Below are 23,089 nucleotides of genomic sequence, written 5' to 3' on the forward strand. Positions count from 1 at the left end.
ACAAGCCCAATGTTGTTAAATATGTGATAAACCAAATATATAATGGCCGCCTTAAAAATAAATAGAGTAATAACATTCCAACTGGAAACGGCATTATTACAATAAGCCATATCAGCGCTCCAAGCGTTATCCCCTTACTAACTTTGTCCGAATTTTATTGGACACATATTCAACAATTAAAATAAGTATAACAAGACCAATTAAAATTGAACCAACCTCTTCCCAGCGATATGAATTCATGGCAAATATAAGCGGAGCACCAATTCCACCTGCTCCAACTAATCCTAGAACAGCTGCATCACGCAGATTCATATCAAATCGATAGATGATGATGGACAGGAACAAAGCTGAAAGCTGTGGCAGTATACCAAAACGTATTTTTTCTATCATGGTACATCCTAATGATTCCATCGACTCCAGAATAGACGTATCTAAATCTTCTATAACGTCTACATACAACTTTGCCAACATTCCTATACTTGTTAGAGACATTGTTAAAACCCCTGCAAAAGGGCCTGGACCGGTTACCCGGATAAACATTAGTCCATAAACAATGGCAGGAATTGTCCTAATAAAAACGAGCAATAAGCGAATGATAATTGCTACTGGCTTCGGTACAATATTTGATGCGGATAAAAAAGCAAGCGGAATTGCCAGAATTGCTCCTACAATGGTACCTAAGAAAGCAATTGCTACTGTTTCAATGAGCAAATAAGGTACCCCATTCGTAAAATTAAACAACAATTCTACATCTGGTTGAACGAGACCCAACAGGATATTTTTGGCGATTGTAAGTCCATTCACTGTTAATTCATCAAACTGGATGGCAGACAACGACCAACCAAAAAGGATAATCAAGATCAATGCTGTCATTATTTGTGTAAGACGGCGATTCGGTTCCAGTTCGTACTGTTTATCGATATGATTCATATGTAATCTCCTACTTTAATTTCTTTCGGTAATGTTCACTAATCGATTCAATCAAATAGACAACAACAACTAGCATCAGTAAAATCATGCCTACATTTGCGTAGTTTCGCCATCCAAGACTTTCATTTAGCAGCAGTCCAATACCACCTGCTCCAACGTACCCTAAAATAGCTGCGTAACGAACATTTCCCTCAAAACAAAACAAGGAAGTCGATAAATAATTCGGTAGTATTTGCGGGAAAATAGCATACCGAAATGATTGGATTGTTGTTAATCCCATCGAATGCATCGCCTCATATGCATCCATATTGACATTCTCTATTTGCTCGTATAGTAATTTGCCTACATATGCGATTGTAAATAAGTAAATTGCAACTGTTCCCGCAAACGTTCCAAGTCCGAAAATATAGGTAGCAATAAGAGCAACAATCAATGTTGGAAGTGTGCGCAATAAGCTTAGGGAAAATTTGGTTGCAGATGAAATCCAGGCTGTCTTCGCAATATTACTTGCTGCAAGTATCGCTAACGGCAATGCAGAAATGGCACCTAAAAGTGATCCAAGTAGTGACATTTTAATAGTATCTAATAATGGCTTCCAAATGTGCGGAACATAAGCCCATGTTGGTGAAAGCATCTCTTGTATAATGACAAAGAACTGGCGGATTCTAGTGATTAGAATTTCAAGATCGAACCCCGTAATTTGAATAGACCAGTAGGAAAATCCGAGTAAAAGCAGAATAATAACGGGCGTCATGGACCTCCTTTCCACTACTACTTTTCCATTTGGAAGTGTTAATTTCTTAGTTGGTAACAGCTTCGCGAGCATGGGCAATGTCCTCCCCTTTTTCAACAGACCCTTTATAAATCTGTTCTAAAATCTCGTCTGTTACATCCTCTGTTCGTCCATCATAGACAATTTCTCCAGCACGTATGCCAATAATTCGACTCGCATATTCCAGTGCTAATTCGACATGATGAATGTTCATGATAACGGTCATATGAAGTTCCTGATTAATTCGCCTGAAGTCTCCCATTACTTGATTTGCAGTTACTGGATCAAGTGATGCCACAGGCTCATCAGCTAAAATAATTTTGGGGTTTTGCGCAAGTGTACGTGCGAGAGCTACACGCTGTTGCTGTCCGCCTGACAATTGATCAACCCTAACGAATGCCTTATCTAAAATACCAACCCGATCAAGTGCAATTAACGCCTGTTTTTTCTCTTGTTCTGTAAACACACCTAGCACCTTTCTCCATAAAGGTATTTCAGGAACAAAAGAAACAAGCACGTTTTTCATAACCGAGATACGGGTGACTAAGTTAAATGACTGAAAAATCATTCCAATGCTGCGACGCAATTGGCGTATTCCCTTTCCTCTTAATGTGCTGATTTCGACATCGTCTACCTTCAAAGAGCCGCTTGATATATCGTGCATACGATTAACGCAACGCAGTAACGTCGATTTCCCAGCGCCTGAAAGCCCAATAATAGCTACATATTCTCCTTGATCGATCTGAAGATCAATATCCTTTAACGCCAATAAACCATTGGGATATTGTTTGTGGACTTGTTTAAATTCAATCATGATGATACTCCAATCCTAGAAAAAAATGAGAACATAGAATAACGTTCTCATTTTTCTATCATTCTATTTGCATTCTGATCCTTAGTTTGACCCTACTTGCTGCACAATTTCCTGGGCCTTTCGTTCATTATCATAGTCTTCATCTGTCGCATCTTGATACCCTTCATGACTGTAGATCGCAATAACTTCTTTTCCCTCTTCTGATTCTCCAATATTCATAAATGCTTTCTTTAATGCTGCTTTCAAATCATCATTCATTATTTCAGAGTTTTTGCTCACACTAATGGTGTCATTATAGATTGCTGGCATAACACCAATGACATCTGTTTCTTCCCAGATATCAGCGTCACGACCGTATTCCGTCGTCCATGTGTCTACAAAGTCACGACGTGCATCTGCATACGTAACTAATACATCTGTTTGTCCGGTAGCTAAACGAGCAAATGCACTTCCATATGAATCAGCTTGTACCGCTTTTGATAAGTCCGTAATTGTCTTATTAAAGTTTTCTTGCAACCATAATGCAGGGTAAATGTAACCCGCTGGAGATGACGATGACATCACATTCCAAGTCGCATTATCTAAATCTTCAAATGTCAGCTCTTCCCCATTATTTACTTTCTCGGCTAAAGCTTGTCCGTTCTCTGATGGACCAGCAATTAATAATGCACGATATGAAGTTGTTTGTTCATCCGTTGGTTCTGTTGGTTCATTTTCATTCCAATCTGCAGCGTTATCCGAGTCATTGCTTAAACCTGCACGTGTTGCTGTTAATATAACTTCAGCACCGTCATCATACAATACATATGTACCGCCTGGAATAAATCCAATATCCGTTGTTCCGGCTGAGAGTGCTTCTCCAACTGCCTCATAATTTGTACCTACAATTATTTCAATTTCACCTATGTCATATCCTAAGCCAGATAGCTCTTCTGTTAATAACTCCTTCAACGGTTCTGTAGCAGTAATAATTTCCTCTGGTTCACGAGAAGGTACAAATCCAATGGACAATTTTTCAATAGATTCATTTTCTGTTGTATCACTAGAATTAGCGCCTTCTGTAGAAGCATCACTTTCTTCCGTCTGATCACCACAAGCTGCTAAAACTACTGCAAATAGTAATGTTGCAGCAAATAAAATAACTTTCTTCATGTAACAATCCTCCTAAGCCTTAATACCGATAATTTTAACAGAATTATATTAATTAACTGTAAATTGTTTGTTAAGTTAAATTATAATCATGCAGATAATTGATAGTTAAAACCTAATATCAAGAGTTAAAAGAAGTTTAATTGCAATCCACTTTTTTATTAAATAGAGTGGGTATGTACACGAAACAAAAATCGAAAAATAAAGATTGCATGTATGAGGGAAAAAGAGTAGAATTCTAATATTACTTAGGAAAAGAATATAGGTGACATAAGATGAAGAAGAGAAAAGAAATGACATTAGCCATACTACTTATGAACATATTTTTTGTCTTTTTAGGAATCAGTTTAGTTATACCTGTACTGCCAACAATAATGAATGAGTTAAATATTAGTGGTACCGTTGTTGGCTATTTAACCGCAGCATTTGCTTTAACACAATTAATTTTTTCTCCATTTGCTGGAAAAGCGGCTGATAAATTCGGTCGGAAAATTATGATTGTGATCGGTTTATTTATTTTCAGTTTTTCCGAACTATTATTCGGGCTGGGAAAAACAATAGAAGTTCTATTTATATCACGTATTTTAGGTGGCGTAAGTGGTGCTTTTATCATGCCTGCTGTGACGGCATTTATTGCCGACGTTACCACAATAGAGAAACGCCCAAAAGCACTTGGCTATATGTCTGCAGCAATTAACACCGGTTTTATAATCGGGCCTGGCATCGGCGGCTTTTTGGCGGAAATCGGTACAAGAGTTCCATTTTTTTCAGCAGCTGCTTTTGCTTTTGTAGTCGCGATTTTATCCATTTTCACATTGAAGGAGCCTAGCTCTAAAGCAGAAGACACGTTGGATGAATCACCATTAGCTGGAAAGAACAGCTTAAAGAAAATGTTAAAGCCAATGTTCTTTATTGCCTTTATCGTAATTTTCATAGCATCATTTGGTTTAGCTGCATTTGATTCTTTATTCAGCCTATATGTTGACCATAAATTTGCATTTAGCCCGTCGGATATAGCTATTGCCATTACAGGTGGTGCAATTATCGGTGCACTCTTCCAGATTCTATTATTTGATCCATTAACCAGATATATGGGGGAAGTTAATATCATTCGTTGGTCATTACTATTCTCGACGATTTTAGTTTTCGCGATGACACTCGTAAACACCTACTGGACAATCATGGCAGTGACATTTACGGTATTCATCGGATTTGATCTTATTCGTCCGGCTGTAACGACCTACCTCTCACGCATCGCTGGTAATGAGCAAGGATTTGTTGGCGGGATGAATTCCTTCTTCACTTCGCTTGCCAATGTATTTGGACCAGTTCTGGGAGGTATGCTGTTTGATATCGATATAAATTTCCCTTTTTATTTTAGTGCAGTTGTGATTATACTAGGTTTCGTAATGACGATGTTCTGGAAGGATCCACATTTGAAGGGGCTTTAAATATTACAAGAAGAAGTAACTGTAATCGTTTTGGCTAAGTTAGAATTCCCGTTGTTTTGATAGCTTCTTACTAGCTTTATGAACTAACTTATCTAATTAGAAAAAAATACCATTCAACTCCCACATGCTTTGTTAAACCGGAGTTGAATGGTTTACAACCTAACGGATAACTAGATCGGATGCCCACTTGTTACTGGGCCAATCATATCTGCTTACAAAAAAAGATGTCCGTAATTAGGACAGCCTTACAGATAGAGAATGATTATACACTCGCCTTATTTTATTTTCACCTTCAACAATACAGATTCACCATGATTCGCAGTACTACCCTCACTTTTTACTAATTCTTGAACTTGATCAAAATTCGTAATAACAACTGGCGAAACAATACTATCCGCTTTTTCTTTGATTAATTCTAAGTCAAAGCTGATTAGTTTATCACCAGCTCGCACCTTATCACCTTGTTGAACGTAACCTTCGAACCCTTCTCCGTTAAGTGCAACTGTTTCTAAACCGATATGAATTAAAACTTCTAAACCATTGTTTCCCTGAATTCCAACGGCATGTTTGGTTGGAAAAAATTGAACAACTTCACCATCGAGAGGGGATACCACAATTCCTTCTGTCGGTTCAACCGCAATCCCATCACCAAGCATTTTTTGACTGAACATATCATCCGGAACAGCTTCAATTTTCAAGATGTTCCCAGTTATCGGTGAAACTAAATTTTCTAATGTCTCTTTTTTGCCAAATAATTTCTTTAACATGCTGTTACCTCCGATTATATATAGGAACAGACGAAAATAGTTCCCTTTTTCGCCTGCTCCCTTCATTTATAAAGAGTTCATCTCAACTGACGCATATCGCGTTTACTGCATATTCAATCCGCCCGCTTTAGCTTTGTCATTACTTCAATTCTGGCCAGTAGTCTTTGTTTGCTTCAATCAAATCATCTAATACATCCTTCGCTACTTTGGCACTCGGTACAGTTTTAGAGAGTGTAAGAGCCTGCCATAATTTTTGATAGCTTCCTTCGATATATGCTTGTACTACTAGTTTTTCAACCGTTACTTGCTGATACATTAAAGCTCTTTCGAATTCGGGGATCTTTCCTTGACTTAATGGTTCTGGACCATCTGTACCAACAATACATGGTACTTCTACCATTGCATCATCATCAAAGTTTGCGATCGCTCCATTGTTTTCTACAATTAAGAGCATTCGTTCATGTGTGTTGAAAGCAATTGCACGAGCTAAGTCCACAATAAATGTTGCATGACTGCCGATTCCGAATTCACTGCCTTCTCCTGTACCTTTTTCAACAATCGTTCTAGCAGTTGAAAATACTTCTTTTTCGCGACCATCAATTACTTCATTTGCACGCGTATATTCTGGGTTAGCATTGGCTACCTCATAATCAGGGTAGAGATAGTATTTCAAATAGGTATTTGGCAAGAATCTAGGATTAACCGCTAATAGGTCTTTTGCTTTCTTGTGTGTTTCTTGCCAACTTTGGTCCATATGCTGTGTATCCACTTCAATTTGCGTTAAGTATCCATTTTTCGCAACATAGTCACGGATTTGTGGCAAGTATTCGTTACCTTCTTTATCCTTTACACTTGTCCACCAGCCAAAGTGATTTAATCCAAAGTAACGAACATCTAGATCCTTTGGTGTTTTCCCAATGATTTGTGACATTCTGCGGATTGTTCCAACAGGCATATCGCAAATATTTAAGACTTTAGAATCGGGGCGTAAGATTCGGCATGCTTCTGCAATAATCGCTGCTGGATTAGAATAGTTTAACATCCAAGCGTCTGGGGAATATTTTTCCATCGTATCGATCAATTCAATCATGTCCCCTATACTGCGCATTCCATAAGCAATCCCACCTGGACCACATGTTTCTTGCCCCACAACACCATGTTTCAACGGGATTTTTTCATCCATTTCGCGCATTTTATATTGACCTGACCGGATATGAGCAAAGCAGAAATCAATGTCTGTGAATGCTTCTTCTGGATCTGTTGTAAAAATGTAATTGATATCAGGTGCTTGTTCTTTTAACACAATTTCAAGCGCTTCACCAAGTACTGCTTGTCTTTCATGATCATTATCATACAATTTCAATGTACGAATTGGAAAACGATCCAAGTTATCTAACAGCATCATTACAATACCTGGTGTATACGTGCTTCCTCCACCTGCGATTACGACTGAAAATTGTTTCATATTATTTCGTCCTCTCTATATTTATTCGTCTACTTGTCTACCTAAATAGTTATCTACCGCTTTTCTAATGTTGCTTACTTGTAATCCATATACGACTTGAACATTTTGATCTTTAATAATGACACCGCTTGCCCCGGTTTCACTCTTCAATGTCGCTTCGTCGACCATGTCTGGTTTATCTAAAGTTAATCGGAGTCTCGTGTAACAATTCGTTACCGTATTAATATTGTCAGATCCTCCTAGCGCATCGACAATAACACTTGCCATTGCTGGTTCTCCCTGATCTTGATCTGATACCGTGTTTTCCCCTTTTGCTTTGCTTTCTTTATAGTCATTTTTCGAGTATAGTTTAGCTTCTTTACCGTCATCTTCCCGACCAATTGTCTTGAAGTTAAATTTCGTAATTAAGAAGCGGAAAACCACATAATAGATTCCAAAGAAAAGTAATCCAACTAAGATATACATTGGCCAGCTCGTTTTTTCGAAACCTAAAGGTAAATTGAATAGCAGAAAGTCAATCATTCCATTTGGACCAATAGCCCGGACATCCAGTAGATTCAATGTCACCATACTCAAGCCACTTAGCGCAGCATGAACTACGAAAAGAAGTGGTGCGACAAACATAAACGAGAACTCGATTGGTTCTGTTACACCAGCAATAAATGAAGTAAATGCTGCTGGAATTAAGATCGCTTTTACTTTTGCTTTATTTTCTGGTCTTGCCATGTGGTACATTGCTAAACATGCACCAAGTAATCCGAACATTTTTGCTATTCCACGCGCATCCCATATTACGCTTTCAGAAAGACGTGTTACAGATGGATCCGAAATTTCAGCATAATAAATATTTCTTGCTCCTTCGAATACTTGTCCGCCAACCTCTGCCACACCACCCAATGATGTATAAAGGAATGGCGTGTATACTAAGTGATGCAAACCTGTTGGAATCAATAGTCTTTCTAACATTCCGTATAAGAAAATTCCAAAGCTGCCGCTACGATTAATCAGCGTACCTAAGTTGTTAATGCCTGTTTGGAAAAACGGCCAAATATAAGTTAGTGCAATTGCCAATAATACAACGACCGGAATAAGTACAATAAATACAAAACGTGACCCGCCATAGATTTGGAATGCACCTTTAAACTCAGTATCAACAAACTTATTATGAACAATCGCGGTTATAATACCGAGAATAATACCTAGAAAAACACCCATATCAAGGATTTGAACGCCTAATACCAATGTTTGTCCAGTACCCTGCAATGCTTCAGCTTCTGTCAAAAGGCCAGTTAGTTCCATAAATTTATTCATAGCGTTTACAAAAACTAAATAGCCTAGTAATGCAGTAAATCCAGCTATTGATTTTTCTTTCGTTGCTAATCCTATTGCGATACCTACACTGAAGATCAGCCCTAGGTTACCTAATATCGAAACCAATGATCCAGTTAGAATAGAACCGAATCCTGTCATGATTGGATTATCCATAAAGGGAACGGTTTCAATTAACCTTTGATTGGTCAACAAATTTCCAAGTGCGATTAAAATACCGGCAATTGGTAAAATAAGTACAGGAATGAACATGGCTTTTGAAAACCTTTGCATTCCTTCCATCATTTTGGCCTTCATTTTTACACCTCCAGTGAATCTCCTGTTTACGTCATATAGTGTACCCCTCCAACAAATTAATGTCGATAGTTTCAAGACCACAAAAAACGTGTTTCATATCTTGAAACACGTTTCACTTCTCATCATTATTTTTATTTAAACGCCCGAAATATTCTTTCAAAATATATTCAAACAACATCAAAAGTCTAGGAAAGAAAATGTTCGGTAGCATATTCCAGTCATCTAGTTTATTGTTATCAAACAACTTAAAATTGAGATCGGCTATTTCAGTTGTTCGATTTTCCGTTTCCTTTGTGAATGAAACTGTAAAGATATCATGTTCTTTCGCCGCTTTTAGTTTATCAATCACTTGTTGGGTTTCACCGGATTTCGATATGACAACCAGCGCACCAATGTCTTCTAAATTATTTTCAAAAACTCCTATCGAATCCGTTCCACTGGCAATAATGGTCTTTTTCCCCAGAACAAGCAGTTTTTTATATAGATACTCTGCCGCAATCGCCGAGAAACCTGTTGCATATATAAAAATATAGTTTTGTCTTAAATGTAGAACCTTTTCAATAAAAAGATTGACTTCTTCCATTGTATTATATTCAAAAAAATCCTGAAGCCGAATTTCTGGAAAGTCACCAATCACTTCCGTTTGTTGTAGACTTGCCTTTTTGACTTGTGGAACGAGTTGATAATACATATCGACAAATCCTGTATACCCCAACTTTTTCGATAAACGAATAACCGTTGCCGAAGATGTATAATTATCTCTAGCAATTTCACGCACACCTTTTTGTAGAACCGTATCGATATTTTCTACGATATATTTAAGAATCTGGGCATCCAATTCCGTTAGATTCTTCCCTTGGGTTAACTTGCTTATGTCTATCATGTGTTGTCACTCACATTCCTCATTGCTATACTATGTTTTATTATAGCCTAATAGCGGATGGAACTACAATATCCTTTACAAGCTGTCTGCTCTCTTTATTGTTTACAGTTACAACTAACGGATTACAGCTTTTCCTTCAATTCCCCAATTCTGCCTTCGCTAAATGTTTTACTATAATTCACATCGCAGATACTTCTATTAAAAGCTCCATAGAGTTATTTATGTGCATTTATTTTATTAATATTATCTACTGGATTACCCTCTTATAATATTACGAATACGGCTCAAACTATTTTCTGCTGTTAAAATTATCTCAGCAAACAATTCCTGTACTGTTGGTACGTTGTTGATAAGACCAATTACCTGCCCAGCCCAGCCAAACCCTTCTTCTTCATGACCATCATAAATATATCTACAATTCGTTTTGCCACTAATCATATCTTTCAGATCCTCGTACGTTGCTCCTTGATGTTCTCGATCGATAATTTCTAAAGCAAAATCTGATTGAAGAACTCGTCCTGGGGCACCTAATGATTTTTTAATAATGACCGTGTCTGTTTCTTGCGCTTGTAAAAGCGCATTTTTATAGTCGTAATGTGCATGTACGCATTCTTGGGTAGCAATAAAACGAGTCCCCATCACGATACCTTCTGCACCAAGAGAAAAGGCTGCTAATAAACCTCTGCCGTCGCCTATTCCTCCTGCTGCTAGCACGGGAATGGATACATGGTCTACAATACGAGGAATCAGCACCATTGTACCAATATCGTCACGCCCTAAATGACCTCCACCTTCTTGTCCAACTGCAATAAGTGCATTCGCTCCAAGCTGTTCTGCTTTCTGTGCATGTCTAACTCCTGAAACAAGGACAAGCGTCTTAATATTCTCGTCTTTGAGTCGTTCTAACACAGGTTTTGGATTACCACCAGTAATAGAGATTACCGGTACCTTTTCCTCTATTGCCACTTCTAATAATTCCTCGTATTCACCGTTGTACTTTGCAATAGCAAAGTTTACACCAAAAGGCTTGTTCGTAAACTCACGTACTTTATGAATTTCATTCCGAAGATTTTCAGGCGTACGTAATGTTGCTGCAGTAATTTGCCCTAGTCCTCCGGCATTTGAGACAGCAGCAGCTAGTTCTGCATAACCTAAATAAGCTAGACCACCTTGTATGATTGGATACTGAATTCTGAATAGATCTGTTACTTGAGTTTTCACGGTTTCCCCTCCTTATAATAGTGTCATCATATTTTATCACTTGTTACTATTACTTGGTACTAATTCGTATTAAAATGTATTATATAAAGTAAGGAAAATTATATTAATAAAGGTACAATTCCTTGTGAATGGAATTGCACCACTTGTTTAAAAGAACTTGATTAGTTAAGCCAAAGGAATCTTATAGTTCAATTTGTTTAATGATTCTAGCAGGATTACCACCAACTACCACATTATCTGGTATGTCTTTCGTAACGACTGCTCCAGATCCAATCACAACATTATCTCCTACTGTTACTCCTGGATTTATAATTGCACTTCCTCCAATCCATACATTGTTGCCAACTGTAATCGGTTTTCCGCTTTCTATCCCAGAATTTCGTTCCACTGGATGAAGCGGATGTGTTGCTGTATAGATTTGTACCCTTGGTCCAAGCATACAATTATCTCCAAAACGCACTTCACAAATATCTAAAAACGTACAGTCAAAATTCGCATAAAAATTGTCTCCTACGTATGTATTATAACCATAATCAAATCGTATATTTGGTTCCATATAGATATTTTCTCCTGTCGAACCAAATAATCCCTCTAATAGTTTTGTTCGCTTTTCTCCCTCTGTCTCTAACGTTTGATTATATTGCCTAACCTTACGTCTTGCTGCCATACGATCCTTTACCAATTCTGAATCTGCGGGATTATACATTTCTCCAGCTATCATTTTTTCTTTTTCCGTTTTCATCTTAAATGACCTACTCTCCACTATAATGATTATCAAGCACCTATCCAGTCCCTTGCTCCGTATACGTCCATATCCCTATTTCGCTATCATAAGATCGAGGCAAAGCCTTTGTAACCCAAATAAATAATCCTGTTTCCAATTACTCACCGTAAGTTCCGGAAGATGTTCTGACGGGATATATGTTGAACTAGCGATGGCGATTTTACTTAACATCCCTTTTTCGATTTCATCCTCACTAAAAATAATGGTATGTGGGTTTATGATAGCTACAAAAGAGGCTACTAATCTGCTTATTGCATCAATCTGTTCATCCTCATTGACCAATCTCTTTTTTTGTCCAATTCCCTTTTCTAGTACCTGCCCAAAGTTATGTTCACTATATTGAGGGACGAACGAAATCTCTCCAGCAAAAAACGTACTTCCTCTTACCACATCTCCATTTATCATAAACCCTGCCCCCGGGCCATTTTGGCCAAAATACAAATAGATAAGAGACTGATTATTTTCCATTCTTTTTTGGTGGTTAAAACCAAGAACAACAGCATTCATATCGTTCTCTACCACAACAGGAATATTAAAATAACCCTCATAATACGTCTTCAAATCAACATTTTGAAACTGCTCATACCCTGGCATGTAGAAAATCTTCCCGTGATCAACCGACCCTGGAACACCGATAGCGATGGAAGTAATTTTTGAAGAATTAGTTGTTATTACTTTTTCAATCAGTTGTGTTAATAAATTCATGCCATTATCTATTAGTACACTTGGGGCTTTTCCTTGCTCCTTTTTTTCACCTAAGCAATTGAAAATTGTATAATAGGTCTCTTCCTTCTCTATAAAGACTGCAAGACCAAGCATATACTCTGAATTGTACGTATATCTTTTTGCTCTTCTTCCACCACTTGATTCATCTAAACCAACTGCTATCACTTCACCATCTTTCTCCATCTGTGCAAGGAACTTACTTATTGTTGGAAAGCTAATTTCTAGCTTGCTGCTAAGCTCAGCCTTTGTTGCACTTCCAAGCTCTAAGAGAGATTTACGAATACCAAGAGTAATTACTCTCTTCAATGATTTTGAAGCAGCTTCCACAAACATCACCACCTATAAAAAGACTTATTAAATACGTTTAATAAGTACCGTTGACACTATATCATACAAGATTGATGAAAACAATTGGGAATTTAAGATCCATTTTCCCCGCTGAAAACAAGACCTCCCTATGATCACTTATCAACACTAGTTCCTTTCCCATCCCTGTAATCACCTCAACAGATATAATGAATTGAAATTGTAGAAGATGCTTTAGCCAACGGGAAGAACGATCATGAGACATTTGAGGATCTCTCAACAGCAATTGATAAATATATTTACTTCTACAATCATGATAGATATCAAGAAAGACTAAACGGCTTCAACCCTATTGAATATAGAGCTAAAGCCGTATAAATCCTTTTATTATTTCCACTGTCTACTTGACAGGGGGAAGTTCAACAAAATAGGATTTTTGTATGATACCATAATTGTGGGCTCATATTCATTTTTAATTAATATCCAAAAAAGGCATCCTTTTTGATATTTCGTTTGGGAACATCGTTATTTCTTAAATGACTTGAAATAGACTCGACCATGGTTTTTGGACCTGCAATAAAATATTTACCGTTGTTCTGATATAAATCGCTAAACTAATTTATTTCCTGATGCAAGTCCTCCCTTGTATCAAGGTAAGTTACATGTATGGCAGGATAGTTAGCAATTTCATCAAGTTCATCTTTAAAGATATGGGATTTATCACTATCTAGATAAAGCAGATGTATTGGGTTCTCACGGAGACTTCCTTCCGCTTCTATTTGTTTTAGAATTGATCGAAATGGGGTAATGCCAATCCCACCTGCAATGAGGATTGAAGGACTGTTATTTTCCAAGTGAAATGATCCTACAGGTCCGCTTATACTAATCTTCATTCCTTGTTTGAGTTCTAACATTTCCTGTTTAAAATCACTTGGATTATCCTTAATCCGCATTGTTAATTTAACAACTTTTTCTGCAGGAGCTGAGGCTACGGTAAATGGCCGCGTAGCATTTTTTATTTTCTTATGCGTAATAGTAAACAGACCGTGTTGCCCTGCTTCCCAGGTTAAATCATCTGGCTTTTCAAACAGAAAGGTATACACGCCTTCTGCTTCTTCATAGCGCTCTAAAAGTAATAATTCTCTCTTCTTAAACACCGCTATCATATCTTTGAAAAAACTCATTTTCTTATCTCCCCTTTTAATATTAGCTACCCCTACACATGTTAGTAATTGGGTAATTGATAGCCTTTGATGGTTCGGGCCGTTCCACTAGACCGTCTAAGATTTTATATAAGGCAAGGAGAAAGACAATAACGCTTATTGATCCAACACTTCCCCAAGCTGCTCACCCATTTTAGTCCAGCTATATATTGCCCCCTCGATAGCACCTTTGGTGGCTTTTGTTTCTTCACTGAATCCAGCTTGTTCGAAGTGCAAGTGAGTAGTTCCATCTGAACCTTCCTTCAACGTCCATGTAACAGTTGTGTTCTCACCTTGGCTTGCCCACGTATAAGATATTTTATGAGGTTCTTCCACTTCAAGCACTTCACAATCAACAATTCCGTTCCACCATTTATTTGGCTCTGCTCGGAATTGAAATTTATGTCCAACTACTGGCTTAAAGTCATTTTCCCATATCCACTTTGCAAGCATTTCCGAATCCGTTAATGCCTTCCACACTTCTTCAATTGAACTTGTATATTGAAAATCTAATGATACATCTGCTTTCATTTTTTGTTCCTCCAATAAAAGATTTAATTTAAACATTCTTTCCTTCCAGAAATCTTCATAAAAAGATACCCAATCATGAATTTCCTTCAAAGGGGTGGCATTCAACCGATAACGCGTTTCCCTGCCAATCTTCCTGCTGACTACAAGACCAGCATCTTTTAGGATTGTCAAGTGCTTTGAAACTGCCGTACGACCCATTTCGAAATGAACGGTTAACTCATATAGCGGTAATTCTTCCGCATCGGCTAATAGACGAAGCAGCCTCCGTCGGGTTTGATCGGAAATAGCTTCGTAAACATCTCTTTCCGTTCTCTTTTCGCTCAATATCACCATCCCCTGATCTTACGTTTTAATACGACACTTAAAGGTGTCCTATTTATTCATTATAATACGACACCATTTAGTGTCGTGTCAAGTATTCCCTTAAGTTTAGATGTTTAGCCAGAGATTTTTATGTCCAACACAAATCTTTACCCACAGGTTTTACAAGAAATTTACACAACTGATTATCAATCTTAATAATTCACCGATAGAATTAAATTAAGCATCATGACAATTTTATTCAACTCAAAGGTGGACATATGAAAACAAATTTAGTTCATAAATCGATTCATTTTATTCGATTTTTAAATACAAACCGTAAATTACTTTATCAAGAGTTTAATAAAAATGAAGAATTATTAAATGTTATCCGCAAATGTAGAATGCAAACCTTTTTCCAGCCAATTCTATCTTTAAAAAGCGGCGATACTGTAGGCTATGAAATTTTGAATCGACCAGATTCTACGAAGAGCTTTCCTACTACGGATGCTTTTTACGACTATGTTGGAGACAGCAAACATGTTTTTATGGTCGAAAGCTTTATACGAAATTTAGCATTGAAAAGATATCACGAGCAGGTTAATCGCTTAGATGAAAATGAAGATTGCTTTATATTCCTAAATATACATCCCCAAGTACTAGCCGACCCAAACTATAAAGCAGGAACTACAATGAATTTATTAGCAAAACATAACATCTCTCCTAAGCAAGTTGTTCTTGAATTGACAGAAAAGAAGGCAGGAATCAACTATTCTCAATTTGTGAAGCTAGTAGAGCACTACAGGGAACAGGGCTTTCGCATTGCTGTAGATGATGCTGGCAGTGGTTATAATAGTTTACAAACACTTCTTTACTTAAATCCTGAGTTTATAAAGATTGATAAATCATTAATCCGGAATATCGAAACGATCCCGGAAAAACAATATTTAGTTGAGCTTATTCTTGATTTTGCATATAAATCTGAAACGAAAGTAATTGCAGAGGGAATCGAGACTTTTTCCGAATACACCTTTTTGCAAGATTTGGGTGTCGATATGGGGCAAGGCTACGCGATAGGAAAACCAGTTGAGACATTATGTAAAGGCACCGTACCAATCTCTTCTTAAAGATAATAACATACAAAAAAAATGAGCGATTTTTGAATATCGCTCATTTTTTATGCATTTAATTTTCCAGCTTCCTTATCCCCTTTGCTCAGGTAGATACTTCCCTCACAAGTTTTACAAATCCTTTTAATCTCTGCTGCTTCTCTACTTAGCGCATTTGGTGTGGAAAAGGATGTATGTTTATTCTGAACGACTGCAATCGAGATGCTTACTAATGGAACATTTTCCATGGTTCCTTTTCGGTTGAATGTTTTGACATATCCCTGTTCAATATCTTCTTTACTATAAAAGCTGATAATCGTCTGTTCGAAGCGGGCAATAATCCTTTTGCAAATATCCTCATGCTGATAATTAGGAATCACCGCGATAAAGTCATCTCCACCAATATGACCAACAAAGTAATTTGGTTTTTTGCCAATCGTTTGTTGAATGATATTCGCCGTCTCGACGAGAAGTTGATCCCCTGCTTTGAATCCATATACATCATTGAATGCTTTAAAATGATCGAGATCAAGATAAAGCACCGTATAGCTTTCGTAATGTAATACTTTTTCTAACATATCGTCTATAATGTGGTTTCCAGGAAGTCCGCTTAATGGATTGGAATATTTCGCAATGTTAATCTGGACTTCAGACAACTTCATTATTAATTCACGTATACTTACAACTCCACATAGCTCATTCTGCTTCTGTACAATAACATAGTCATAAAGTCTTTCCTGCTCTCGTTTCATGGCAAGCGTACTAACCTTGGTTAGTGGTGTAATATAGTCCACAACTAACATTGTTGTATCCATCATCAATTCAATTGGCCGTTGCATAAAAAGGTCAAACCCATATTTAGTGGATAGCTTTTGAAAGAATGTATCTCTCATAATTAATCCAACAGGCTGCATTTCAACAGCAACAACTATCCCCTCTGTTGATGGTTGCTCATTAAAAATAGCATAAACGTTTTCGCAATTTGTAGTTGGTAATACCGGTATCGTTTCTCTTGCAATATCTCCAATAACAACATGCATATAAAATCCCCTCTGTATTCACACTTCCATGAGTGCGTATTTAATCGGCAGCAACAAATATTCTCATATATTCCACTCTTCTTTTATTGTACAACTATTTTATTAAAAAATAGTAAATTTAGTGTAAATAAGATGATTATTTATGAAAATATACCTATGATTAAAGGAGTAGTTTATGGTTAATATTCCTAAATTTTATCCAAGCATTGTTTTAAAAAGAGTTATGAAACATATTGCATAGAACCATGTTTCTTAAACTTTTTTGTATTACACAACCATTTAATTGCACGACTTTTAAATTTACAATATCTGTCTCCTATACTACTGTCAGTTTTAAATCATAAAATAGCTGTTTCTTTCTCTAACTCACGATATAACACTTCACCAATACGCTTCATACCTTCTATTATTTTCTCTTTCGACATATTTGAAAAATTTAAACGGAATGTACTTTTCTTTGTACCATTCGGGAAAAATGGTGTTCCGGGAACACAAGCAACATTGTTTTTCAGGCACTCTGTAAATATATGCGTTGAATCAATGTCCTCAGGAAGTTCAACCCAAATAAATAATCCACCTTCTGGCTTACTGTAAGACAAATTTTTTGGGAAAAACGTTTCAACACAAGATAACATCGCTGCACATCTTTCTTTATAAACAGCTTTAATTTTATTAATGTGCTCCTCCATATCATAAAGTTCCATATACTTGGCTGTAATTCTTTGCGCAAAGCTGTCCGTATGTAAGTCAGCTGTTTGCTTAAAAGCCACGTACTTATCAATGAATGCTTGGTCTGCACAGATCCATCCAAGTCGAAGGCCAGGAGTGAAAATCTTAGAGAAAGTGCTTAGATAAATTACTCTACCTTCCGTATCAAAATGTTTTACTGGCGGAAGTTCCTCTCCAGCAAATCTTATAGCCCCATAAGGATTATCTTCTACAATCAGTACATCATATTGATTCGCAAGCTCAATCATTCTTTTTCGTCTATCGAGCTTTAACGTACGACCTGTAGGATTTTGGAAGTCTGGAATCGTATAGATAAATTTTGTGTTAGGATGCTTCTGCAGCTTTTCCTCCAGCTCTTCCATAACCATTCCATCATCATCCATCGCTACTTCAACAAAGTTGGCATTGTATGTTTTGAATGTATTGATTGCCGCAAGATAGGTTGGACTTTCACAAATAATTGTATCCTCTTCGTCAATAAATAATTTTCCAGTAAGGTCGATTGCTTGCTGTGATCCCGATGTGATAAGAACATTTTCAACAGTAGCATTAATTCCAACAGCTTTCATTCTTCGATTAATAGCTTCTCTTAATGGAACATATCCCTCTGTCGTACTATATTGAAGAGAAGCCGCTCCTTCTTCATTCAAAACAGCATTACACACATCCTTAAGAGCTTTTAGCGGAAACAACTCCGGGGCTGGCAGTCCTCCCGCAAAAGAGATTACTTCCGGTCTTTCTGTTACCTTCAAAATTTCACGCGTCTCCGAGGATTTAGCGAAATGAGCTCGCTTAGCAAATTTATTTTCCATTTATAAACATTCCTTTTCTTAATTATTACTATCGAATATATTTAATAATTATCTTAATAGTTTAATAGCTATCTTTATTCTAACAGAAAACCGAACTTTCAGTCATATCAGATATTATTTAGCATTCTTCAGTTTGTTTACAAATCTTTTCATCCTCTATTACCGGAATACTATTTATGCTTATTTATTATTAAAGGCATGCCGGGAAATTTCAGGTGAAATCCTCCACGAGCATTTTCCGGTTCGTGATTCAAGCGTCTATAAATTCAAGGGTTAAGAGATCCAATTTTACCTTTAGTACAAATCGTTCTAAAATAAACAGTTAGGAAAGTATTTGTTACGAGAGGAAGAACAACATGATCAGAGAAGCAACTGAAAAAGATTTAATGGGCATTTTACATATCTATAATGATGCCATTCTTCATTCTACTGCTGTATACGCCTATAAACCCCAGACACTTGAAAGCAGACAACAATGGTATGAACAAAAGATGGAGGAAGGTTACCCAATATTAGTGTGCGAACAAGATAATAAAGTGGCTGGTTTTGCAACATTTGGTCCCTTTAGAGCATGGCCGGCTTATAAATATACAATTGAACATTCCGTTTATGTAAATAAGGAATATCAAAAAAGAGGCGTTGGTACTTCCTTAATGAAAGAATTAATCGCTATTGCGAAAGAAAGAGAATATATGACATTGGTTGCTGGTATTGATGCAGCAAACGAAAAAAGCATTGCAATGCACAAAAACTTTGGCTTTGTTTATTCAGGTATAATCGAAAAGGCAGGTTTTAAATTCAATAAATGGATTGACTTAACCTTTTATCAATTGGAGCTGAATGGACCTGAAAATCCTGTAGAGGAATAAATCATTCGTTACATGCTACCTAACATTTCGTAATGTTTGATCAAATAGCACACAAATTCATGCTTTGCAATGTTGTAGGTGAGGATCAAGCAGAGATTCATGCTGATATTCTATCGTTTTTGAACAGTTTACAATGGTAATTTCAAAATAAAAGAGAGAAGTACCAAACGCGAATGCTTTGTGTATTTCTCTCTGAATACTCGTCTTGTTTTAAAAAAATTGTATTTCCGATCAGATGGCAATAACATTTGATTAGCAAAACACGTACAGCTATAATGGTTCCATCTTCCCTTGGATACGTTGTCTCTAATACTACAAACCATGGACTATAATAAACCTATATCAACTCACTCACTACTACTTAGGAGGAACATTCATGGCAAAAAACAAACTAATTCTGGCCTCATCCTCACCAAGAAGGCAAGAGCTTTTAACGCAAGTAAGAATTCCCTTTTCAGTACGCAATCCAAACGTAGATGAATCCCAAATTACAACAAATGACCCGGTTGAAAAAGTAAAACAATTGGCCCTAATCAAGGGTAAAAATGTCCCTATCCAGCATCCAGAAACTATCATTTTAGCTGCTGACACGGTAGTTGCTTATAAGCAGCAAATATTCGAAAAGCCCAACAATAAGGAAGAGGCCTATCAAATGCTTTTAGCGCTAAGCGGCAACGTACATGAGGTATATACTGGTGTCATGATCCGCTCACTGGAACAGAAAAGCATTTTTATCGAACGTACACAAGTTGAATTTTTGCCACTTACTGATCAGGAAATCGAATGGTATGTTTTATCTGAAGAGCCGTACGATAAAGCTGGTGCATATGGTATTCAAGGCCTTGGTGCTATGTTTGTCAAAAACATTAATGGAGATTATTTCAATGTTGTAGGCTTACCGATCTCTCGTGTTGTGAGAGAGCTTAAATCGTTTTCTGTTTATCCGGATTAGCCACCTACTCTGACGATAGTCTGAACACATATAGCAATTACAATAATTGAATATACCCTTCCGTTCCATTAACAAGAATTCGTTGCCCATCTTTTATTATTTTTGTAGCATTTTCTACTCCCACAACTGCTGGCAAGCCATATTCACGTGCGACAACCGCTCCATGGGTCATCAGCCCACCAACTTCAGTTACTAGACCTTTTATGGATACAAATAACGGTGTCCAGCTAGGGTCCGTAAAAGAAGTAACCAATATATCTCCTTCTTCTAAATCAGCATCTTCCATGTTTAAAATGACACGTGCTCGCCCCTCGATAACTCCCGAGGAAACCGGCAGGCCGACAATAGCTTCAGCTGGAAGATTTTCTCGCTTGTATTCACCAGTAATGATCTCACCATCAGAAGTAATAACACGTGGCGGGGTTAATTTTTCATATAATTTATGCGCTTCTTTTCGTTTGTCAATGATTTGGTAATCCAGTTTATTGGTGCGGACTACTTCTTCAAGTTCTTCAAAAGTAAGATAGGATATATCTTCTTTTCCTTGAATAATCCCCGCTTGTACGAGTTGTTCCGCTTCTTTCATTAATGCCTGCTTATAAACAAAATAACGGTTAATCATACCGTATTTAGGATATTCCCTAAACCCGCTGAAATTCCGAATTAGGTCAATATTTCGTTTCGCCTCTTTAGCTTTTTGTTCTCCGTTCGGCAGTTGTTTCAATCTTTCTAATAACGCTTGTTCTTTTTCCAAAGCCTCTTTTCGCCCTTGCTCAAATTTCTGCTGACTAGCATTCGGCTCAAAGTTTTTGATATTCCCTAAAATTATAGGGATAAGTGTCGTTGGTTTTTCGCTCCATCGACTTCTCGTTATATCAATTTCTCCGGCACACCTCATGCCATATTTTTTGAGATAAGCTGTTATTGCATCTTGGGCAATTTGTCCGCCTTCAAGGTTAATCAGTTCATCCAAAAAGTTTTCCGCTTTTACATGTCGTAAATAGTTAATCACTTCTGGATATGGACGAATCGCATCTGCGACATCCAATAATGCCAGACCCATTTCTGAAGTAATATTATTTGGTACGGATTGAGAAAGCATATCCGCTGCGTTTTTTTCTCCTAACCACTTGTTCATTTTCCCATTAATCCATGTTGTGGCATCCTGTGCAGCTATTATCACACTCATACCCTCAAATACAACCCTTCTCAGTTCCTCAAGATCTTCCAGAATAAAACCAAATAACTCCGCACCTGATTTTGTCTGGATGTTTTGCTTCAGTTCTTCTAGCGAGGTCTGGTTTTTTTTAATTAATTCCGAAACGATTGTTGGATCGTTTCCGATTTGTGCTTGAGTATCAGAGAGAGCATGAGGCTTGTCAGGACTCAGATTTTTTTCAACAACTGGGGACGTTTTTATAAAATCTTCTCGATCTACTATTTTCATAAGCGCGTCTTTTATGAGCGGATCAGATTCCCCTAAATTATCCATTATCATTTTTCTGCTGACAGGTGAAGCCAGCATATCTGTTACATCGGCAAACAGCCTTCCACCAGCTTTGCGCATCGGTGCAGGTGTTGTTAACAGGAAAAGGGACAATCCCAATGGTTTCATGGGGTCTGTCATCATTTGTTGATGCCCAACAGATACATAGACGTGATTTCCTTGGGACTCCCCTGCTTCAGGGGTGGGATACAAAGTTGTGATTGGTCGACTCTGAACAATATAAAATATATCCTCTGCCAAACACCACTCGATGTCTTGCGGACTCCCAAAATGCGCTTCAATCTTTCTTCCTATATGTGCTAATTGTAAAATTTGCTGGTCTGTTAGTGTCTGTGACTTCTGCTGATCAAAAGTAATCTGCTGTGTCTCAGTTCCTCCTCCCTCCCGTCCATAGATAGCCATGTTCTTATCTCCTATCATCTTTTCGACGACTCTTTCTTCCTGTACCTTATAATTATCAGGAGATACCAAGCCAGAGACCAATGCTTCTCCAAGTCCAAAACTGGCATCAATTGATACTATCTTTCGGTTAGAGGTAATCGGATCAGCAGTAAATAAAATCCCAGAAGCCTGAGGAAAAACCATCCTTTGGATAATAACGGATAAAGAAACCTTACTGTGGTCAAACCCATTTTGCATTCGATAAATCACCGCGCGATCCGTAAACAGAGAAGCCCAGCACTTACTAATATGCTGTAAGATTGCATCCAGTCCTTTAATGTTTAGATAGGTATCTTGTTGTCCAGCAAAAGAGGCATGTGGCAAGTCCTCAGCGGTAGCACTAGAGCGAACTGCATAAGCGTGGTTCTCACCAAACTCGGAGAGATTTTCATCAACTGCGCTTACAACATCAGAAGGAATATCTACGTCCATCATAACCTGTCGAATCTTGCTGCTGATTTCACTAATTTGATGACGTTCCTCTACGTTTAACACCATTAGTTGATCCAACAATGCTTGAAACATTTCATTTTGTTCAATGGCCATTTGGTATCCTGTCGTTGTTATACAAAAACCTTCTGGAACTTCTATTCCTTGGATTTTGGATAACTCCCCCAAATTTAATCCTTTTCCGCCTACAAGCAAATGCTCTGTTTTCCCCATTTCTTGAAAACCGATAACCAAAGAGCTCATTCCACATCTC

The 23,089-nt window shown here is 37.4% G+C and carries 21 protein-coding genes and 1 pseudogene; 5 read left to right on the forward strand and 17 right to left on the reverse strand.

Going from position 1 to position 23,089, the window contains the following annotated elements:
* Positions 1 to 126: 126 nt before the first annotated feature.
* The 4 genes from phnE (NYE61_RS12215) to NYE61_RS12230 all read right to left on the reverse strand — a co-directional run bounded on the left by phnE (NYE61_RS12215) (position 127) and on the right by NYE61_RS12230 (position 3,668).
* Positions 127 to 930: a phosphonate ABC transporter, permease protein PhnE gene (gene phnE / locus NYE61_RS12215; protein WP_095313053.1), complete on the reverse strand. Its 804-nt coding sequence runs from the start codon at positions 928 to 930 to the stop codon at positions 127 to 129.
* 10 nt (positions 931 to 940) lie between these two features.
* Positions 941 to 1,756: a phosphonate ABC transporter, permease protein PhnE gene (gene phnE / locus NYE61_RS12220; protein WP_303449399.1), complete on the reverse strand. Its 816-nt coding sequence runs from the start codon at positions 1,754 to 1,756 to the stop codon at positions 941 to 943.
* The gene (gene phnC, locus NYE61_RS12225; protein WP_303449397.1) at positions 1,731 to 2,516 is read right to left on the reverse strand and encodes a phosphonate ABC transporter ATP-binding protein; all 786 of its coding nucleotides are present in this window, start codon (positions 2,514 to 2,516) and stop codon (positions 1,731 to 1,733) included. Before phnC ends, phnE (NYE61_RS12220) begins: the two co-directional genes overlap by 26 nt.
* 81 nt (positions 2,517 to 2,597) lie before the next feature.
* Positions 2,598 to 3,668, reverse strand: a complete 1,071-nt coding sequence (locus NYE61_RS12230) for a PhnD/SsuA/transferrin family substrate-binding protein (RefSeq protein WP_303449395.1) — start codon at positions 3,666 to 3,668, stop codon at positions 2,598 to 2,600.
* Positions 3,669 to 3,940: 272 nt separating this feature from the next.
* Between NYE61_RS12230 and norA the strand changes: the two genes are divergently transcribed.
* Entirely contained in the window at positions 3,941 to 5,116 is a 1,176-nt protein-coding gene (gene norA / locus NYE61_RS12235) for a multidrug efflux MFS transporter NorA (RefSeq protein WP_095313045.1), read from the forward strand.
* Positions 5,117 to 5,391: 275 nt separating this feature from the next.
* Here norA and NYE61_RS12240 read toward each other — a convergent pair whose 3' ends face one another.
* The 7 genes from NYE61_RS12240 to NYE61_RS12270 all read right to left on the reverse strand — a co-directional run bounded on the left by NYE61_RS12240 (position 5,392) and on the right by NYE61_RS12270 (position 12,915).
* On the reverse strand, positions 5,392 to 5,883 hold the full coding sequence (locus NYE61_RS12240; RefSeq protein ID WP_303449392.1) for a PTS glucose transporter subunit IIA: 492 nt from the start codon (positions 5,881 to 5,883) through the stop codon (positions 5,392 to 5,394).
* Between the two features lie 139 nt (positions 5,884 to 6,022).
* Positions 6,023 to 7,348 carry a 6-phospho-alpha-glucosidase gene (locus NYE61_RS12245; protein ID WP_303449390.1) on the reverse strand — a complete coding sequence of 442 codons (1,326 nt, stop codon included), beginning with the start codon at positions 7,346 to 7,348 and terminating at the stop codon, positions 6,023 to 6,025.
* Positions 7,349 to 7,369: 21 nt separating this feature from the next.
* Complete coding sequence (locus tag NYE61_RS12250; protein ID WP_303449387.1) at positions 7,370 to 8,974, reverse strand: PTS transporter subunit EIIC; 1,605 nt, start codon at positions 8,972 to 8,974, stop codon at positions 7,370 to 7,372.
* 112 nt (positions 8,975 to 9,086) lie between these two features.
* Positions 9,087 to 9,857, reverse strand: coding sequence for a MurR/RpiR family transcriptional regulator (locus tag NYE61_RS12255; protein WP_303449385.1), 771 nt, complete (start codon positions 9,855 to 9,857; stop codon positions 9,087 to 9,089).
* Positions 9,858 to 10,112: 255 nt separating this feature from the next.
* A complete protein-coding gene (locus tag NYE61_RS12260) occupies positions 10,113 to 11,078 on the reverse strand; it encodes a nitronate monooxygenase (RefSeq protein WP_303449383.1) in 966 nt (321 codons plus the stop codon).
* A 181-nt stretch (positions 11,079 to 11,259) separates the two neighbouring features.
* A complete protein-coding gene (locus NYE61_RS12265; protein WP_303449381.1) occupies positions 11,260 to 11,820 on the reverse strand; it encodes a sugar O-acetyltransferase in 561 nt (186 codons plus the stop codon).
* A 75-nt stretch (positions 11,821 to 11,895) separates the two neighbouring features.
* Positions 11,896 to 12,915 (reverse strand): ROK family protein, encoded by a 1,020-nt coding sequence (locus NYE61_RS12270; RefSeq protein ID WP_303449379.1) that lies wholly within the window; start codon positions 12,913 to 12,915, stop codon positions 11,896 to 11,898.
* A gap of 192 nt (positions 12,916 to 13,107) precedes the next feature.
* Between NYE61_RS12270 and NYE61_RS12275 the strand changes: the two genes are divergently transcribed.
* Positions 13,108 to 13,272, forward strand: a complete 165-nt coding sequence (locus tag NYE61_RS12275; protein ID WP_303449471.1) for an IS3 family transposase — start codon at positions 13,108 to 13,110, stop codon at positions 13,270 to 13,272.
* 236 nt (positions 13,273 to 13,508) lie between these two features.
* On the opposite strand, the gene NYE61_RS12280 is transcribed toward NYE61_RS12275, so the two are convergent.
* The 3 genes and pseudogenes from NYE61_RS12280 to NYE61_RS12290 form a co-directional block, all read right to left on the reverse strand.
* Entirely contained in the window at positions 13,509 to 14,078 is a 570-nt protein-coding gene (locus NYE61_RS12280; RefSeq protein ID WP_336623565.1) for an FAD-dependent oxidoreductase, read from the reverse strand.
* Between the two features lie 135 nt (positions 14,079 to 14,213).
* Positions 14,214 to 14,627 (reverse strand): SRPBCC family protein, encoded by a 414-nt coding sequence (locus NYE61_RS12285; RefSeq protein WP_303449469.1) that lies wholly within the window; start codon positions 14,625 to 14,627, stop codon positions 14,214 to 14,216.
* 138 nt (positions 14,628 to 14,765) lie between these two features.
* Positions 14,766 to 14,960, reverse strand: a pseudogene (locus tag NYE61_RS12290) (metalloregulator ArsR/SmtB family transcription factor); the annotation flags it as partial.
* 248 nt (positions 14,961 to 15,208) lie between these two features.
* Between NYE61_RS12290 and NYE61_RS12295 the strand changes: the two are divergent.
* Positions 15,209 to 16,054: an EAL domain-containing protein gene (locus NYE61_RS12295; protein ID WP_095313031.1), complete on the forward strand. Its 846-nt coding sequence runs from the start codon at positions 15,209 to 15,211 to the stop codon at positions 16,052 to 16,054.
* Positions 16,055 to 16,104: 50 nt separating this feature from the next.
* On the opposite strand, the gene NYE61_RS12300 is transcribed toward NYE61_RS12295, so the two are convergent.
* Positions 16,105 to 17,076, reverse strand: coding sequence for a GGDEF domain-containing protein (locus NYE61_RS12300; RefSeq protein ID WP_095313029.1), 972 nt, complete (start codon positions 17,074 to 17,076; stop codon positions 16,105 to 16,107).
* Between the two features lie 338 nt (positions 17,077 to 17,414).
* Positions 17,415 to 18,617, reverse strand: coding sequence for a PLP-dependent aminotransferase family protein (locus NYE61_RS12305; RefSeq protein WP_303449376.1), 1,203 nt, complete (start codon positions 18,615 to 18,617; stop codon positions 17,415 to 17,417).
* Between the two features lie 356 nt (positions 18,618 to 18,973).
* On the opposite strand from NYE61_RS12305, the gene NYE61_RS12310 reads away from it, so the two are divergent.
* Positions 18,974 to 19,486 carry a GNAT family N-acetyltransferase gene (locus NYE61_RS12310; RefSeq protein ID WP_303449374.1) on the forward strand — a complete coding sequence of 171 codons (513 nt, stop codon included), beginning with the start codon at positions 18,974 to 18,976 and terminating at the stop codon, positions 19,484 to 19,486.
* A gap of 376 nt (positions 19,487 to 19,862) precedes the next feature.
* Positions 19,863 to 20,438 (forward strand): Maf family protein, encoded by a 576-nt coding sequence (locus tag NYE61_RS12315; protein ID WP_303449372.1) that lies wholly within the window; start codon positions 19,863 to 19,865, stop codon positions 20,436 to 20,438.
* A 37-nt stretch (positions 20,439 to 20,475) separates the two neighbouring features.
* On the opposite strand, the gene ppsA is transcribed toward NYE61_RS12315, so the two are convergent.
* Entirely contained in the window at positions 20,476 to 23,079 is a 2,604-nt protein-coding gene (ppsA, locus tag NYE61_RS12320) for a phosphoenolpyruvate synthase (RefSeq protein ID WP_118890183.1), read from the reverse strand.
* Positions 23,080 to 23,089 lie beyond the last annotated feature (10 nt).

Source organism: Oceanobacillus sp. FSL W7-1304 (assembly GCF_037969805.1).
Lineage (GTDB): Bacteria > Bacillota > Bacilli > Bacillales > Amphibacillaceae > Oceanobacillus > Oceanobacillus profundus.